Source organism: Mobilisporobacter senegalensis (assembly GCF_003752155.1).
GTDB lineage: Bacteria > Bacillota > Clostridia > Lachnospirales > Lachnospiraceae > Mobilisporobacter > Mobilisporobacter senegalensis.
In genome coordinates, this window is the sequence record NZ_RJVG01000006.1 from 1 (window position 1) to 17877 (window position 17877).

The window sequence follows — 17877 nt, forward strand, 5'->3', positions numbered from 1 at the left end:
CGAATTCAATTGACAGCATAAATATTTGACAATCGATAAATATTATTCTGCCTGCATTTGACCAGGTGCATTTAGTGACCCCAATTTTAGATATACTCTTATAAATAAATCGAGAACAGCCATAGCTTCACCGTCTGGTGTTACTATGGCCGTTCTTTATGGCCGTTTTTTTACAGCCCCTTATCTATATTAAAAGCAGAAATATAAAGCCGGATTCTTTTGATATTACATCAGATATAGCCAATTATTAATGTTTAATTATTAAATATATATTGATTTACTTCAAATGATTGCCTTATACTTCTGCTTGAAATATTACTCTTTCATCTTTGAATCAAAAATCCAGGATGCGATATAACTAAAAATCAATGCTGCTGAAATGCCTACTGAAGAGGAAGTAAGACCTCCCTCAAATATACCGACCCATCCATCCTTTAGTATTGCTTCTTTTACACCTTTAAATAGTACATTCCCAAAACCAGTGAGGGGGACACTTGCACCAGCCCCAGCAAATTCTACAAATGGTTCATAGACACCAATTGCTCCCAGGAAAGCACCTAATACTACAAGGATTACCATGATTCTACCAGGCATAAGTTTTGTTTGATCCATTAGAATCTGAACTAACGCGCAAATTGCTCCACCTACCAGAAAAGCTTTAACATAGTCCATTTACATTCACCTCCATCAATTATTAACATGCCTCAATGATAACTCCATGAGCAATTCCTGGTACTGTATTTCCTTCATTAAAGCTTACTTTGGATAATAGTGCTCCTGTTGGTACAAATAATACTTTTTTCCACTCTTTATTTTCTAATTTTTTAAATACATGCCCTGTTAAAGTAATTGCGCTGCATGCACAGCCACTACCTCCGGAATGGGTATCCTGTTCCTCTTTATTAAATATTTCAATACCGCAATCCATATGGTTCTTACTTATATCATATCCTTTTTCTTTCATAATATCCTTCAAAATATCAGAACCAACATATCCCAAATCACCTGTTATTATTTTATCATATTGATCTGGTTGAATGTTAAAATCAACCAGGTTCTGATAAATGACATCTGCAGCTGCAGGTGCCATGCACGCTCCCATATTCATGGAATCTTTAATTCCATAGTCAGTTACCTTGCCTGTGGTAATACCAGCAATTCTTATATTTTTATTTGAATCATTTGGCATATTTCCCAGAACAACTGCACCACTGCCTGTAACAGTCCAGCTTGCGGCAAGAGGCCTTTGATTCCCATAATCAAGAGGAAAACGAAATTGTTTTTCTGCCCCTGCAAAATGACTGGATGTAAGCGCCATTACTTTATCTGCGTATCCACCATCTACAATCATCGAGCCAATACTCAAACTCTCACCCATAGTAGAACATGCTCCATATACACCAAACATGGGAATTTCAAGATCAATGATACCAAATGAAGTCGCTATTAATTGTCCTAATAAATCACCCGCTATTAAATAACGTATATCTGAATTCGTTAAACCTGCTTTAGAAATGGCTAGGTCTGCTGCTTCTTTTTGTAATTTACTTTCTGCTTCTTCCCAGGTATTTTCTCCTACCATTGGATCTTCTTCTATTTTATCAAAACAAGTTCCAAGTGGTCCCTCACTCTCTTTCTTACCCGCTATGGAAGAATAACCTATAACATAAGGTGGGTTTTCAAATTGAATACTTTGTTTGCCAACTATTTTTGTCTGTTTTCCAGCCATACTAATACTCCTATTCCAATACTTATTAAGATTGTAATTTTAAAATAATATAATATATGATTCCAAATACCCATGAAGAAAAGATACCATATAAGATAACCGGACCACATATGGTGAATATTTGACAGCCTATACCAAAAACCTGACCTTCCTTCTTGAATTCAATTGCAGGTGCAGCAACGGAATTGGCGAAACCCGTGATTGGAACAAGGGTACCTGCTCCTCCGTATTTAGCTATCTTACCGTAGATATTTAAACCTGTTAATAAAATACTTAAAAATACTAAAGAAATCGTATTATATAGCATTGCAAAATCTATATTTGCTCCCAGATACTGATAAAAATTAATAAGACCTTGCCCTATGGTACAGATAAGTCCTCCAATCCAAAATGCATTTAGTATATTTACTACTAAGCTATGTTTGGGAGTTACACTTTTTACATATTGATTATAAATCTGATCTCTTCTGTTCGTATCGCTTTCATTAATAACCTGTTTAATGGATGGACCTTTGTTTTTGTTATTGTTCTGATTTGGTTTTTCTTTCATTTAAATTACTCCTATCTATGTTTTTGACTATTAATTTAAGTAATCAAGATAGTCTTAAAATATTATCTGCTATTTTGCAAAAATATATAATTGAATGAAACTTCCAATACCTTTCCCTATTGCCAGACTAAGTACTGCAAATGGTATCCCCTTTCTTAAGTTGATTCGTTTGGCAAATATAGGTATCGTATCTAATACCTCCGTCAATGCCATCGCAAGACAGCCGGTAAACATGCCTGCAAATAGCCCAAAAACTGTGATGCCTATAATACCAAAAGGAACTTCAAATCTCCAGATAGTCATTAAATTACCAACTGTGCCTCCCAGTGTTACACAGTCCTCAAAGAAAAGAATGTGTCTGGCAGTATTCGTTCGGCTGGCCAACCTGGTTACCAGGCCAATTTTCGTAATAAATGTAAAAACTGCTCCGGCAATAGTGATCCCACCGGATAATCCTATGAATACCAGCAGGCTATATTTAATCAGCATCAATTGTTGTTCCCTCCCTGCTGGCATCCTGAATTAGAGCGTTGTTTAAATCATCTTCATACAAACGCATTTCAATCTGTATCGGTGTAGGGTCATCCCTTACTTTTAATCTGGAGAAATGATTAAAAAATATAATAATTCCAATTGGCAGGCCAATTGAGTAAGAAATCTCTAAGATAGTCCCTCCTTTTTTTGCCTCTCCCATAACTAATTCATAAACGATTGCAAAAACTTTATCAACACTTACATCTGTATTAAATGTCATAATCGTAAAAGCAGCACCAAAAAATATGATCAGAGCTACAAAAAAAGATTTTATATATTCGAACATAACTTTTGTCTTGGTGGGAATCTTGTATTCCACAACAAAATCTTTTTCTCCCAGATTTACAATTTCAATCTCAGGATTTGATTTATTAATGAACTCAATGATCTTCATCACTGAAAATATATATTTGCAGTCTTTCTTGCTTTTTATATTGAACACCTCAATATTACCAATATTGTTCACTTTTCTTTTATCAACACCAACTAATTTGGCTAAATCTGATAACAGGACCTTTTGATGTTGAATTTCAATATTTTGAGGTATTTTCATATATACTATGTCATTTTTCATAGATAGCAGGAATCCAACCTTTTATATACATTTTGCATATTTTTTACAAGAGTACCATCAAAAGCAGTGTTCGAATCTGAATGATAGAAAATATAATATAAAATAGAAATAACAATAATTAGTAATAAAAAAACACTTACAATATATGCACTTTTCGTTTTCATATCCACAACAATCTCCTCTGTACAAAAAGAGCATTTATTAGTTTAAATCTAACAAATGCTCCTTTATCTAGTAATAATATTATTATCTGAATAATTATGTTTAATATTCTGGAAAATTTTGTATCTTACACTAACTTTTCCCTCATTGTTTTTAATATTTTTTTCTCTAATCTTGAAACTTGTACCTGAGATATTCCAAGTTCTTTTGCAATATCTGTTTGCGTCTTATCACAGAAATATCTGAGTCGTATAATATCCTGGTCTTTTGGCTCCAGTGATGCAATAATTTCCTTTAAAGCAAATTTATCAATCATATTTTCACTTTCATCTTTGGATTGCTCTAACTTATCTATTAAGTAGATTGCATTACCATCACCCTGGTAAATAGTTTTATATAACGATTCCACTTCTGCATTTGACTCTAGAGCCATTACAATGTCTTCTGTATCTATATCAATCTCTTTGCTGATTTCTTCCAAAGTTGGTTCTCTTCCTAGTTTATTATTTAAAATTTCCCTGGTTATCCGAACTTTATTTGCCGTTTCCTTCAGGGACCGGCTCACTTTGATCATACCATCGTCTCTTAGGAATCTTTTTATCTCTCCAGTAATCATAGGTACTGCATATGTTGAAAATTTTACCTCAAAAGTCGTATCAAATTTATCAATTGCTTTAATCAGCCCAATGCTTCCTATTTGAAATAAATCATCTAATTCATGTCCACGGTTCGCAAATCTTCGTACTATGCTCCAGACGAGACCTATATTCTCTGTTACTAATAAGTCTCTTGCCTTTTTATCACCCTGTCCCGCTAGTTTAATAAGTTCCAATGTATCCATTTATTCACGCCCTTTATTATGATCTAGAAGCAGTGCTATAGATCTTTTTACGCATCTTGACAGTGGTACCTTCTCCAATTTTAGACTTTACTTCTAACTCATCCATGAATGCTTCCATAAATGCAAATCCCATACCGGAACGCTCTAATTCAGGTTTAGAAGTATATAATGGTTCCATTGCCTTGCTTATATCTTCAATTCCTTTACCCCTGTCAGAAACTTCAATATATACCGTATTGTCAAGAATACCACAGTTCAATTTAATTTTTCCCACTGTATTCTCATACCCATGAATAATACAGTTCGTTACTGCTTCTGAAACAGCTGTTTTAATATCTGATAACTCTTCTAGTGTCGGATCTAAACTTGTTATAAATGCTGTTACTACAATTCTTGCAAAGCTTTCATTCTTTGATATACTTTCAAATTCTAATGTCATTTCATTTGAATAATTCATGCTTATCCTCCTTAAATAAAACTACATTGCCTTTAATGCATCTTGAATTGTTTCATACTTTTCAATGATTTTATAAAGGCCTGATAATCGAAATATGCGGTCGACCGCAGAATTTACGCTAGTAACAGATACTTTTCCCCCTGTAAATATCACTTTCTTGTATCTGCCCATTATAACTCCAATACCAGAGCTATCCATGAACCCTGATCTCTCAAAGTCAAAGACTATGTTCTTTACATTCCCACGTTCAATTAACTTGTCCGCTTTTTCTCGCAAATTTAGTGCAATATGATGATCTAGTTCCTGATCTAACCGTATGACAAGGCATTTCCCCACCACTTCAAAATGTGCTCCTATGCCATTGTTCTTAAAATCTGTTGCAGGCTCATTTTGTTTTACATTTCTTTTTTCCATGTTATCCCTTCTTTTTACTTTTATTTACAGTACATCTGTATAAAAAAAGACGCTTACAAGAAATACTACATTGTAGTACTTCCTGTTCATCTTTTAATATCAATTTAATCTTACTGATCTATCTCATTTATCTTTGCTTTTGCTTCAGTAGCTCTTCCAGAATCAGGAAAATCCGAGATTACTTTATTATAATTTAGAATGGCATTCTCATTGTCTCCCATTCTATGATAAGATCTTCCTAAAAAGTAAAGTGCATCTACATTTGTTTCATCCATAGCAAGTGCATCATTCAGTGACTCAATAGCATCTTCATATTTTCCTGCTGTATATTGGCTATGACCAGTATTATAAAGTTTCACTGAGGATGTTTTAAATGTTTCTTCTTTAATTTTATTATAAAGCTGTTTCGCAGGCTCACTTTCGATCTTGTCCATCTTAGCGTCAACTAAGATTTCAGCTGCTCCTTCCTTATCATCATTCATATACTTGGTAATTGCTTCAAAAAGAGTATCATATTGTGCTGCATCATACTCTCCAACTGCAAACTCATCAATTTGTTTTTGCATATCCTTAATTTGATCCTGTAAAGCTTTTTTATCACTTTCTAAAGTAGCAATTGTGGCAGTTTGAACTGACATCTTCTGGCTATAATCAATATTTTTTTGATTATAATCATCCACTATATTCTTCTTTATTGTTGGAACAAATAAGAAATAGCAGGTAGCAACGCCAATCGCAATACCTAAAATTAAATTAACAAATACAAATATGTTAGGCTTGTCTTCTTTATATGTTGATATAGGCATAATTGCAGAATTATCCACCGGACGTGCCACACTGGCATTTTCACTTCCATTATCACTGGATATGTTCATTCCTAATTCCTTTAAATATCTTAAACTAGTCGTATTATTCACATCGATCTTACAAACTTTTTGCAAGGTCTTTCTTGCCTTGTCACTCTCATTATTCTTCATATAAAGAAGTGCTAAAAGATGATAAGCTCTGATAAAATGTGAATTTAAGCTAATTACTTTCTTTAACTGGATAATGGCTAAGTCGTCATTCCCCTGTTTTGCATATATTAAAGCACCATTATATTTCTTAATGGCCTGATTAATGGCATCCAGCTTTGTTGGATTGGATTGCACTGCCTTTATATAAACATCTGCCTCATTTTCTTTTTCTTCAAAGTGCTTACTTAATACCCATTCACTTAAGGCATCTACTACTTCACCCATCTCATAATATATTAAACCCAGTAAATTTCTTGCATCTGTATTCTTTTTAAATAATTTTAAACTTTTCTTTAATTCAGCAATCGCCCCTGATAAATCTCTTACCTTTGCTTTTGCTAAACCTGCATTATAAAACATGTTAGATGCTTTTATAATGCGTCTATAATAAGTAATATCCTCACCGCATCTATCGCAGCGACTTTTATTCACCGCAACCTGGCTCCCACATTTTGGACAATTCATCTATATCTCCATCCAATCTCTATTTATTCTTTATCTCATTAATAATATCTTTAATGATATCAGTAACGTCTGTTAAATCATTTTTATAAATAGTTTCTTCTGCTTGTTCAACTTCAAGACTAGGTTGATATTTTGCTAATTCTTCATCAAAATTAATCATTTTCACCCTCCTAAATTTGGTTATCAAATAGTAATATCGAAATATTTTTTATTATAATTAAATTTGCATATATTAAATACATAATACCTATATAATTGGCAAAAATCAATAGTTTTTGTTAATTTTTCTAAGGAATCCCAATTTTATCTTTATTATAATATAAAGAAATGATTATGCAACCTTTTAAGGTCGCAATTTACGACACATTAGTATAATTATCCAGGAGAAAAGGTGTCTATATCGATTATATTTTACATTAAAATATAATCTTTATAAACACCTTTATAATTATAGTACATTTACTTTTATAAAGTTACAATGAAACTATGTCACAAATAATACCATTGCAAAAATTTTAATTATTTATTTCCTTTAAAATGTTCTAATCTTTCTGTAATCTGTCCCATCATATTTGTATATTTCTCTAATTTTGCTTTTTCTTCATTTAACTTACTCTCCGGAGCTTTACTTATGAAATTGGCATTATTTAACATACCATTTACACGTTTTAATTCTCCTTCAAGTTTCATTTTTTCTTTCTCAAGACGTTCAATCTCTTTCTCCACATCCACTAATTCTGCAAATGGAATATAGATTGAAGCTTTTGGAATTACAGTTGAAACCGCATCTGTATCAATACCTGACTTATCCTCCTGTACTATTACTTCACTGGCATATCCCAGCGTTGCAAAGAAAACTTTACTATTATTAAAGATATCACGAATCTTTGGATCCTCAGATACTACAATCACACTTGCTTTTTTGCTAGGCGGAACATTCATTTCGGAACGAACATTACGTATCCCCTTAACAGCATCTTTGATCATTTCAACTGCTTCTTCTTCCTTAGCAAAATTATAAGCATCTTTATAGATTGGCCATTCTGAAGTCATAACTGACTCTTCTTTTTCCTGAAGGGTGCAAAAGATTTCTTCAGTGATAAATGGCATATAAGGATGTAATAATTTTAAAGAATCAATTAAAACAGTCTTTAATGTCCAAAGGGCTGCTGCTTTCGTTTCATCTTCTTCATTATATAATCTAGGTTTTACCATCTCGATATACCAATCACAGAATTCTTCCCAAATAAAGTCATAGATTTTTTGTACTGCAATACCAAGCTCATATTTTTCCATGTTCTCAGTAACTTCTTTATTCAGTGTATTTACTTTAGATAAAATCCATCTGTCTGCCCCTGTTAAGGAATTTGTATCAATGGCATCTGGAATTTCCGCTTTTTCAAAATTCATCATGATAAATCTTGATGCATTCCATACCTTATTGGCAAAATTCCTGCTTGCTTCTACTCTCTCTAAATAGAATCTCATATCGTTACCAGGTGCATTACCTGTAATCAAAGTAAGTCTAAGTGCATCCGCACCGTATTGATCGATAATTTCTAACGGATCAATCCCATTACCAAGGGATTTACTCATCTTCCTTCCCTGAGAATCTCTTACAAGACCATGGATTAATACTTTTTCAAATGGTGACCTGCCGGTGTGTTCATAACCTGAGAATACCATTCTTACGACCCAGAAGAAGATAATATCGTATCCGGTTACCAGAACATTCGTTGGATAGAAATAATCTAATTCTTCTGTTTTCTCCGGCCAGCCAAGTGTTGAAAATGGCCATAGTGCTGAACTGAACCAGGTATCTAATGTATCTTCATCCTGAGTCAAATGATCATGACCACATTTTGGACAGGTATCCACAACTTCTTTTGAAACAATAACTTCTCCACATTTATCACAATAATAAGCAGGGATTCTATGACCCCACCAAAGTTGTCTTGAGATACACCAGTCTCTGATATTCTCTAACCAATGGAGGTATGTTTTATCAAAATGTTCCGGTACAAATTCAAGTTCTCCATTTTTAATTGCGTTGATAGCAGGCTTTGCCAGTTCTTCCATCTTTACAAACCATTGCTGTTTAATTAGTGGTTCTACTGTTGTTTTACATCTATCATGTGTCCCTACATTATGAACATGCTCTTGAATTTTAACTAACAAGCCTAATTCATCTAATTCTTTAATGATCTGCTTTCTTGCCTCATAACGATCCATTCCTGCATATCTTCCACCTTTTTCGTTAATCGTAGCATCATCATTCATAACATTGATTTCTTCCAGATTATGTCTTTTTCCAACTTCAAAATCGTTTGGGTCATGAGCCGGAGTAATCTTAACAACACCTGTACCAAATTCTTTATCAACATAAGCATCTGCAACAACTGGAATCTCTTTGTTCATTAGAGGCAGTATCACCATTTTTCCAATTAAATGAGTATATCTTTCATCTTCTGGATGTACAGCAACCGCAGTATCTCCAAGCATGGTTTCAGGTCTTGTTGTTGCAATCTCAACGAATTCATCACTTCCAACAACAGGATATTTAATATGCCAAAAATGCCCTTGTTGTTCCACATGTTCTACTTCCGCATCAGAGATAGAAGTATGACAAACCGGGCACCAGTTAATGATTCTTGAACCTTTATAAATATAGCCTTTTTCATATAATTTAATAAATACTTCAGTAACTGCTTTAGAGCAGCCTTCATCCATAGTAAATCTTTCTCTCTCCCAATCGCAGGAACTGCCTAACTTCTTTAACTGTGAGATAATTGTTCCGCCATATTCTTCTTTCCACTCCCAGGCTTTTTCAAGAAAACCCTCTCGTCCAAGATCATCTTTGTCAATGCCTCTGGATTTTAATTGTTCAATAATTTTAACTTCTGTTGCGATACTTGCATGATCTGTACCTGGCTGCCATAGGGCATTGAATCCTTGCATTCTTTTAAAACGAATTAAAATGTCCTGCATAGTGTTATCTAATGCATGCCCCATATGAAGTTTACCAGTAATGTTTGGAGGCGGCATCACAATAGTGAATGGCTTTTTGCTTCTATCCACCTTTGCATGAAAATAATTCTTGTTTATCCACTTTTCATATAGTCTTTCTTCAATATCTTTTGGATTATAAGTTTTTTCTAAATTTTGAGACATAATATCTTCCTTTCTGATATTTATTTACTGATCAAATTAATAGATTCTGTATGCGGCCTTGCAGACTTTTATTCATTGGCCTTGCAGACTTTAGAAAACTTTGTTTTCTAAAGTTCATGGGCAGTCGCCTCGGTTCATTCTTGAGCCAAGCAGACTTTAGAAAAACTTCGTTTTTCTAAAGTTCGTGGGCAGTCGCCTTGTTTCATTCTTAAGCCTAGAAGACTTTAGAAAACTTCGTTTTCTAAAGTTCGTGGGCAGTCGCCTTGTTTCATTCTTAAGCCTAGAAGACTTTAGAAAACTTCGTTTTCTAAAGTTCGTGGGCAGTCGCCCACTATCAGAATACTCACTCCCCAGCCTTCATGTAAACATGAGGCTGGGGAGTGAGTATTCTGCTGCTCGGCTCGTTGCCATCACGAAAAGAAGCGGTCCTTCCCCTAAAAAGGGCGAAGGACCGCGGTACCACCTTTATTTATGATTTTAAATATCATAATCTCTAAGTCTTTAACGGGACTGATTCGTTATCTTCTAATAAGAATTAATCTGCAATTCCTGTTCTCAAAGATACTGTTCAAGAGCTACCTTCAATATGCACTTCCTAAGATGACTTTTCAGCCGATGAATCATCCTCTCTATTAGGGTTGCTAATCTACTCTTCTCTATCAATACATTTTAATATATTTCTCAATAGTATAATAATGTTCTATTAAGTTAACTAATAAATATAGTATTCTATAGATAGTATTTATGTCAAGTATTTTTTTCTTTAATATAATGCCAGAAAATGAATAAAATAATTCACTAAAATATAAAGTGAACTTTTATATTTAAAAAATGAAACTTTTTATTCAAAATTCTGTTAATTTATGATATAATATATACAATTGCTGTTTTTCCTCGAATTATTTATTCTATTCTATCTATAATTGATCTATGAGAATCAGGGGATTTCACTCTATTTTTCATGAACAAAGCAACTGTCAATTGATTTTAGTCTTCAAAGGAGGTCTTAATGAACAAGAATTTATTGCTTAAAATTAAAGAGTCCCTCACTTCTGTTCTTCCAATTACAGTTATTGTCTTAATCTTACATATGACAATATCTCCAATACCAAAAGGTACTTTAGCATTATTTTTAGTTGGTACAGTCTTTCTCATTATTGGAATGGGTCTGTTTACTTTAGGTGCTGATTTAGCTATGATGCCTATGGGAGAACTTGTAGGTGCGGGGATTGCCAAATCTAAAAAATTAATCTTTATGGTTATTGTATCATTAATTTTTGGTATTATAATAACAGTCGCAGAACCCGATCTTCAGGTTTTGGCAAGACAAGTTCCTTCGGTACCAGACCCTATCATTATATGGTCGGTAGCCATTGGAGTTGGTGTATTTTTAGTAATAGCCTTACTTCGTATTGTTTTTCAGCTAAGATTATCCTATCTATTATTGATATTTTATATTGGTTTATTTATTATTGCTGCTTTTACATCAGTAGATTTTCTTTCTGTAGCCTTTGATTCAGGAGGGGTTACGACAGGACCTATTACAGTTCCTTTTATTATGGCATTAGGTCTTGGTATCTCAACAGTGCGTGGAGACAAAGCATCCCATGATGATAGTTTTGGACTGGTAGCCTTATGCTCTGTTGGACCTATTTTAGCAGTACTTTTGATGGCACTTTTCTATAATCCCACTTCTGGGACATATGAAGCTTTAAGTAAGATAGAAGTACATTCTATCAAGGAATTATTTCATTTGTTCATAGAAGAAATACCTCATTATATGAAAGAAGTAGCAATCGCATTATCTCCTATTGTAGGATTTTTTGGATTGTTCCAAGTTTTTTCCCTTAAACTAAATCATAGAAAAATAGCAAAAATCATTATAGGAGTTCTATACACTTACATGGGATTAGTAATATTTCTTACAGGTGTTAATCTGGGATTTTTACCGGTTGGTAAATATCTTGGAAGTAAAATAGCCAGCCTGCCTTATAACCAGATACTGATACCTCTTGGCATGGTAATGGGCTTTTTCATTGTAACAGCAGAACCTGCTGTACATGTTCTTACGAAACAGGTGGAAAATATAACTGGTGGAAGTATATCGCGAAAATCAATACTTGCAAGTCTTTCTATTGGTATTGCAATCTCTGTAGGCTTAGCAATGCTTCGGGTACTCACCGGTATCAGTATATGGTACATGATCCTTCCTGGTTATGGAATTGCACTTATTCTTACTTTTTTTGTACCTAAAATATTTACTGCAATTGCTTTCGACTCAGGAGGGGTCGCCTCAGGCCCAATGACCGCAACTTTCTTACTTCCTTTTGCTATGGGTGCTTGTGAGCAATTAGGCGGAAACGTTTTATCAGATGCCTTTGGTATCGTTGCTATGGTTGCCATGACTCCACTTGTGACTATACAAATTCTAGGATTAGTATATAATATAAAGAATAGAATTTCTTCTGATGAAGTTGTATTATTACCAAATGAAAGTGAAGAAATTATCGACTTTGAGGAGGATAACTAAATGGATGAAAACACAAGACCAGTAAAGCTATTGGTCAGTATTGTAAATCGAGGAAAAGGTGAAAAAGTAGAAGAATTATTACAGTCAATGGAGATCACATATCATTTGATATGTCTAGGTCACGGTACTGCTGATTCTGATATTCTTGACTATCTGGGTCTTGGTGAAACAGATAAAGATATCGTTTTAAGCGTAATAGAAAACGATAAGATACCATTGGCATTAGATACGTTGGATAATAAACTACATTTTTCAAAAGATGGAAATGGTATCGCTTTTACAATTCCAATTAACAGTGTAGGTGGACCAATTACTTTAAAGGTCTTAACCGGCTTATTACGAAGGGAGCATTAAGAGCATGAGTATAGATAGAAAATATGATTTGATTGTTACAATTATAAACCATGGTGATTCTGATATTGTAATGGAGGCAGCAAAAGGGGCTGGTGCAACTGGCGGTACTGTCTTAACTGCACGTGGTTTAGGTTCAAAAGAAGCAGAAAAATTCTTTGGTATCTCCATACAACCAGAGAAAGAAGTTGTTCTTATCGTCGTGAAAAAAGATATTAAAAAAGATATTATGCATGCAGTGTGCAATGCAGCTGGTCTAAATACGAAAGCAAGCGGTATATCTTTTTCACTGCCAATTGATGATGTAATAGGTATAGCATCAATTGAAAAATTTTAATTTAAAAGATTATTATCAAATATAAATATCTGCTATATATGTAAAAAGAAACTATATATTTCAAAGATAACTTATAAGTCATATATGTGAACAACAGTAAGAAAAGAAATGTAGCTGTTTTCACCGATTGTCTTATAAATTGCCAGAAATATATAGTTTCTTTTAGTTCACAGAGAAATAATTTTTCAATAGTCTCTTAAACTTTAATACTTACCAAAATCTTTATCACTTAATACGATCTTTGGCTTTGAAACAGATGGAACTTCACTGATTTTGCCTTCCTGGCTTATATTCTCTTTTTTGTTAGCCATACTTTCAAGCATTAACAGCACATCCGGATTAATATCATTAAATGTTCCATTATATTTTACATTTTGTTTAATTTTGAATCTGCTTACTAAATCTTTTAACAGTGCAGCCTGACTTGAAAGTTCTTCGCTTGCGGCAGCACTTTCCTCAGAAGTAGCAGAATTATTTTGAACAACTTCTGAAACCTGCATGATTCCTTGATTTATCTGTTCAATTCCTGTAGCTTGCTCCTCTGATGCAATTGATATATTGTTAACAATATCAGCTACTTCTTCAATTCCTGAAACAATTTTATTTAATGCTTCTGCTGTTTCTTTGGCAATTTTCGTACCGTTTTCTGCTTTCTTTATAGAATCTTCGATCATATCGGTAGTTTCTTTTGCAGCACTGGCAGACCTTGCAGCAAGTGTCCTGACTTCTTCTGCAACCACTGCAAATCCTTTTCCATGCTGACCTGCTCTTGCAGCTTCCACAGCAGCATTTAAGGCTAAGATATTTGTTTGAAATGCTATATCATCTATTACTTTTATGATCTTATAAATATTTGCAGAGGATTCATTGATTTCTTCCATGGATTTAAGCATATCCTGCATTTGAGTATTTCCCTGCATAGCATTTACTTTCGCATTTTCCGATAAATCATTTGCTTTCCTTGCATTTCCGGCATTTAATTGTGTTTGTGATGATATTTCTTCTAAGGAGGCTGTTAATTCCTCTACGGAACTAGCCTGTTCTGTAGCCCCCTGAGAAAGAGAAATACTTGAATCTGATACCTGTTTTGAGCCAACAGCTACTTGTTCTGACGCCGTTGCGATATTGCTTAGAACTTCATTATTATTGTCGACCATCCTTGCCAACATTTTACCTAAGAGATCTTTTTCAGAACGGATGGCAACTTCAACAGTCAGGTCTCCTTCTGCAATCTTCTCTGCTACCAATGCCTGTCCACGGATATTCTCGATCATTCTGTCAAAGGCTCTGGCAAGACTGCCGATCTCATCTTTCGTATCAGCTGCCACGCTTACATTCACATCCCCCAGTGCAAGCTTATCCGCTGACTCTACCATTTGATTGACTGGTTTGCTTATAATACGTGAAATTAATACTCCAAGAAAGATTGAAATTAATACCCCAGCTCCAATAACAGTAATCATAGTAAAGGAGGCTGTTTTTGCTGTAGCATTATTAAAATCAGAACTTTCTTTGGCATCATCTGTTTTTAATTTCATAAGGTTATCTGTCTCTTTTTGAGCTGTATTTGCTATTTCCGATGCATAGCTTCCAGTTAAATGTTCATAAGCTTCGTCTGTTTTATTTGACTGGATTAATTCTATAATTTCATCACCAAATTGTTCAAAATCGTTTATTGTCTGGGTCAACAAATCAAAACTTTCTTGAACATCGGGGTTTTTTATACCTGCCTGAAATTTAGTAATGCTATCAGAAATCATTATCCTGCATTCTTCATATTCATCGATATAAATCTGGCTATTACTCCCGTCCTTTACAATATATAACTTGTGCAAAACTACACGTTGTCTTTGGTAATTTCTCGCAATATCTGCCAGAGCCGGCATTGTCGCAGTATGTCTTTCATACATCTCTGTATCTAAATTATTAATTTTATTAATATTAATAATCCCTACTACTCCTACTATTCCTGCTATCATTGCAACGATAATAAATCCAATTATAAGCTTTGCAGCTATTTTTAAATTATAATACCATTTCATATGTACTTCCTCCGTATTCTACATTGTTATAGTGCATCATGTAAATCTTCTAATTCATCTTCTGTAAGTAATTTTTCACAATCCAGTAATAACTTAACGTCATTACCTACTTTGCCTATTTTGTTAATATAACGGTTCTGCACTCCCTTATTCATCTGAGGAGGATCTACTATCTCTTCCTCCAAAATGGTAATAACTTCCGTCACACTATCTACGATAAGTCCAATGGATATATTGTTAATGTCCACTACAATGACACATGTCCGATCATTATACCCTCTTGGTTCCTTCTTAAATCGCAGTCTTACATCCATTACGGGTATAATCTTCCCTCTTAAGTTTATGATTCCCTTTACATATTCAGGAAGTTCCGGTACCTGGGTGATACTCTGTATCCCTATGATTTCCGTAACATATCTTATCTCAAGCCCATAACTTTCTTTATCCAAAGAAAATGTTAAGAATCTCCCTTTTTGCGTATCTTCCTCTAAGGCCGTACTATCATTTATTATTTCTTTCATAGACACATTTCCTTTCCATCATGGTTATTTCACGAATCTATTTCACATTGAGGATACCTGCAATATCAAGGATCAAGCTGATTCTTCCATCTCCAAGAAGGGTACAGCCGGCAAGTCCCTTAATCTTTTTAAAGTTTCGGATATATTCCGGCAGTCCTTTGACAACTACCTGCTGCTGCCCAATTAATTCATCTGCAAAAATACAAAGGATCTTATCATCCTGCTCCACCATAATAATGATTCCATCGGTAAACCTGGTAACCTTTGTATCTATCTTATGCATCTTATGGATTCTAAGGATTGGATAGCATTGTCCCCGTACCATGAGCATTTCATTATGATCCGGATCAATAATGATATCTTCTTCTCTTGGTCTAAATGACTCACGGATGGATATGGTAGGAATCGTATATATGGATTCCCCTACTTTAATATTCATTCCATCAATGATTGCAAGGGTCAATGGAAGCTTAAGAGTAATGGTTGTCCCCTGATCTACTCCACTTTCCACGGTCAGTGTACCTCCAATGGTTTCAATATTTTTTGAAACAACATCCATTCCTACTCCACGTCCGGAAAATTCCGTGACTTTTTCCTTGGTTGAAAATCCCGGCAGCAAAATCAGATTAAAAATCTCACGGTCAGACATATCTTCTTCCTTTTTATAGAGAAGATTATTCTCTCTGGCCTTTTTAAGGATTTTCTCTTTCCTAAGACCTTTCCCATCATCCTTTACAATGATAAGTACGTCGCTCCCGGAATTTTTTGCTTCCAGAGTGAGGACCCCTGACTTTGTTTTTCCTTTCTTCTCTCTCTCCTTCACTGATTCAATGCCATGATCAATTGCATTTCGGACCAGATGCATAAGTGGATCTGAGATATGTTCTATAATATTCTTATCAACCTCTGTTTCCTCACCAATGATCTTAAGCTCTACTTTCTTTTCCAGCCTCTTGCACATATCCCGTACAATTCGGTTCATCTTGTGGAATGTTGTAGAAAGAGGAACCATTCGTACTGACATTACCATATCCTGTATCTCACTGGTAATCTTGCTTAATTGTGCCGTTGCCTTATAAAAGTCATTGAGCTCTAACCCTTTTAAATCTGGATTTTGAATTACCATAGCTTCTGCAATCACCATCTCTCCTACCAGATCCATAAGTTTGTCCAGTTTTGCAACATTTACACTTATTATACTTTGATGGGAATTTGATTGTATTTCTTTATCATTGATTCTTTCCTTAGCATTTGACCTTTCTTCCGATAATAGCTGAACATTACGTTCCACTTTTTCGACTGATTGAACCGGTAAAAACTCATCATCCTTTTCTAATTGGATCAGTTCTAAATCTTTTAAAAATACTGTCTGGTTAAAAAATTCAAACATCTTCTCATAGGATAGTTCTGTCTTTAGATAGATAATAAATCCATCCCGTCTTATGAGCTCAATACTATCTTCATCCTCAATAAGATCTTTTGGAATATGATAGATTTCCTTAGCCAAATCATTCAGATTGTGTATTATGGTATACCCACGTATATTCTCCATTTCACACCCATCCTCAAAATAAATGGTTGCTCTGTATTGCTTTTCTCCAGAATCAGGCTGCTGTTTTGTCTTAATGGAATTTTTAGAACTATTCTCTTTCTTCAGACTTGACAAAAACTTTTTTATCTCTTCAATTAATGAAGTTGCTTTTCCATCTGCTTCATTTTCATTCCTGATTTTCTCTAACTCTATCTTAATAAAGTCTATTCCTTCTAAAATCAGATCAGAAAGTGCAGAACAATCTATGCATTCCGGTTTATCCTCGCGAAGATAATAAAACAAATCTTCAATCGAATGTGCAAGCCCGGATATTTCATGAAACATCATCATGGCTGAGGAACCTTTAATTGTATGCATTATTCTAAAAATTTCATTAATTGCAGCTTCTGTGTAGCATTTTTTATTATCACTGCTTAAAATATCCAGCTCCAGCTGCTCAATAAGTTGAGCAGATTCAAATAAAAAAACTTCTAACATAGGTTCATTTAAATACTCTGACATAAATTCACCTCCTAATATTATATATTTACTTGGTTATATGATTGGTAAATTAATATTTATAAATCTTTGTGTAAGCAATCGATTACTTATGCGAATAATTATAAGTTGCTACAAAGTATTTTGTCAATTA

The 17877-nt window shown here is 34.2% G+C and carries 17 protein-coding genes and 1 other annotated feature; of the genes, 3 read left to right on the forward strand and 14 right to left on the reverse strand.

The window, feature by feature from the left end:
• Positions 1-315: 315 nt before the first annotated feature.
• The 11 genes from spoVAE to EDD66_RS10660 all read right to left on the reverse strand — a co-directional run bounded on the left by spoVAE (position 316) and on the right by EDD66_RS10660 (position 9913).
• Positions 316-672: a stage V sporulation protein AE gene (gene spoVAE, locus EDD66_RS10615; RefSeq protein ID WP_123609562.1), complete on the reverse strand. Its 357-nt coding sequence runs from the start codon at positions 670-672 to the stop codon at positions 316-318.
• Between the two features lie 22 nt (positions 673-694).
• Positions 695-1729, reverse strand: coding sequence for a stage V sporulation protein AD (gene spoVAD / locus EDD66_RS10620; protein WP_123609563.1), 1035 nt, complete (start codon positions 1727-1729; stop codon positions 695-697).
• A gap of 25 nt (positions 1730-1754) precedes the next feature.
• Positions 1755-2279, reverse strand: a complete 525-nt coding sequence (locus EDD66_RS10625) for a SpoVA/SpoVAEb family sporulation membrane protein (RefSeq protein ID WP_123609564.1) — start codon at positions 2277-2279, stop codon at positions 1755-1757.
• A gap of 69 nt (positions 2280-2348) precedes the next feature.
• Complete coding sequence (locus tag EDD66_RS10630; RefSeq protein WP_170164322.1) at positions 2349-2768, reverse strand: stage V sporulation protein AB; 420 nt, start codon at positions 2766-2768, stop codon at positions 2349-2351.
• Entirely contained in the window at positions 2758-3387 is a 630-nt protein-coding gene (locus tag EDD66_RS10635) for a stage V sporulation protein AA (protein WP_123609566.1), read from the reverse strand. The genes EDD66_RS10630 and EDD66_RS10635 overlap by 11 nt, the downstream gene beginning before the upstream one ends.
• Before the next feature lie 289 nt (positions 3388-3676).
• Positions 3677-4390 (reverse strand): RNA polymerase sporulation sigma factor SigF, encoded by a 714-nt coding sequence (gene sigF / locus EDD66_RS10640; protein ID WP_123609567.1) that lies wholly within the window; start codon positions 4388-4390, stop codon positions 3677-3679.
• Positions 4391-4406: 16 nt separating this feature from the next.
• Positions 4407-4847, reverse strand: a complete 441-nt coding sequence (spoIIAB, locus tag EDD66_RS10645; protein WP_123609568.1) for an anti-sigma F factor — start codon at positions 4845-4847, stop codon at positions 4407-4409.
• A gap of 21 nt (positions 4848-4868) precedes the next feature.
• Entirely contained in the window at positions 4869-5261 is a 393-nt protein-coding gene (spoIIAA, locus tag EDD66_RS10650; RefSeq protein WP_123609569.1) for an anti-sigma F factor antagonist, read from the reverse strand.
• A gap of 110 nt (positions 5262-5371) precedes the next feature.
• Positions 5372-6742 (reverse strand): tetratricopeptide repeat protein, encoded by a 1371-nt coding sequence (locus tag EDD66_RS10655; RefSeq protein ID WP_123609570.1) that lies wholly within the window; start codon positions 6740-6742, stop codon positions 5372-5374.
• Between the two features lie 19 nt (positions 6743-6761).
• The gene (locus tag EDD66_RS18455; RefSeq protein WP_170164321.1) at positions 6762-6908 is read right to left on the reverse strand and encodes a hypothetical protein; all 147 of its coding nucleotides are present in this window, start codon (positions 6906-6908) and stop codon (positions 6762-6764) included.
• A gap of 353 nt (positions 6909-7261) precedes the next feature.
• Positions 7262-9913 (reverse strand): valine--tRNA ligase, encoded by a 2652-nt coding sequence (locus tag EDD66_RS10660; protein ID WP_123609571.1) that lies wholly within the window; start codon positions 9911-9913, stop codon positions 7262-7264.
• A gap of 436 nt (positions 9914-10349) precedes the next feature.
• Positions 10350-10585 (reverse strand) — a binding site (T-box leader).
• A gap of 337 nt (positions 10586-10922) precedes the next feature.
• On the opposite strand from EDD66_RS10660, the gene EDD66_RS10665 reads away from it, so the two are divergent.
• Genes EDD66_RS10665 through EDD66_RS10675 form a run of 3 tightly spaced genes read left to right on the forward strand, consistent with a single transcriptional unit; the run spans position 10923 to position 13131 of the window.
• Positions 10923-12443 (forward strand): DUF1538 domain-containing protein, encoded by a 1521-nt coding sequence (locus tag EDD66_RS10665; protein ID WP_123609572.1) that lies wholly within the window; start codon positions 10923-10925, stop codon positions 12441-12443.
• Entirely contained in the window at positions 12444-12797 is a 354-nt protein-coding gene (locus EDD66_RS10670; RefSeq protein ID WP_123609573.1) for a hypothetical protein, read from the forward strand.
• Positions 12798-12801: 4 nt separating this feature from the next.
• Complete coding sequence (locus EDD66_RS10675; RefSeq protein ID WP_123609574.1) at positions 12802-13131, forward strand: P-II family nitrogen regulator; 330 nt, start codon at positions 12802-12804, stop codon at positions 13129-13131.
• A 203-nt stretch (positions 13132-13334) separates the two neighbouring features.
• On the opposite strand, the gene EDD66_RS10680 is transcribed toward EDD66_RS10675, so the two are convergent.
• From EDD66_RS10680 to EDD66_RS10690, 3 genes are read right to left on the reverse strand one after another with little or no spacing between them, the layout of a single operon-like run.
• A complete protein-coding gene (locus tag EDD66_RS10680) occupies positions 13335-15173 on the reverse strand; it encodes a methyl-accepting chemotaxis protein (protein WP_123609575.1) in 1839 nt (612 codons plus the stop codon).
• Positions 15174-15199: 26 nt separating this feature from the next.
• A complete protein-coding gene (locus EDD66_RS10685) occupies positions 15200-15694 on the reverse strand; it encodes a chemotaxis protein CheW (protein WP_123609576.1) in 495 nt (164 codons plus the stop codon).
• A gap of 37 nt (positions 15695-15731) precedes the next feature.
• Complete coding sequence (locus EDD66_RS10690) at positions 15732-17747, reverse strand: chemotaxis protein CheA (RefSeq protein ID WP_123609577.1); 2016 nt, start codon at positions 17745-17747, stop codon at positions 15732-15734.
• Positions 17748-17877 lie beyond the last annotated feature (130 nt).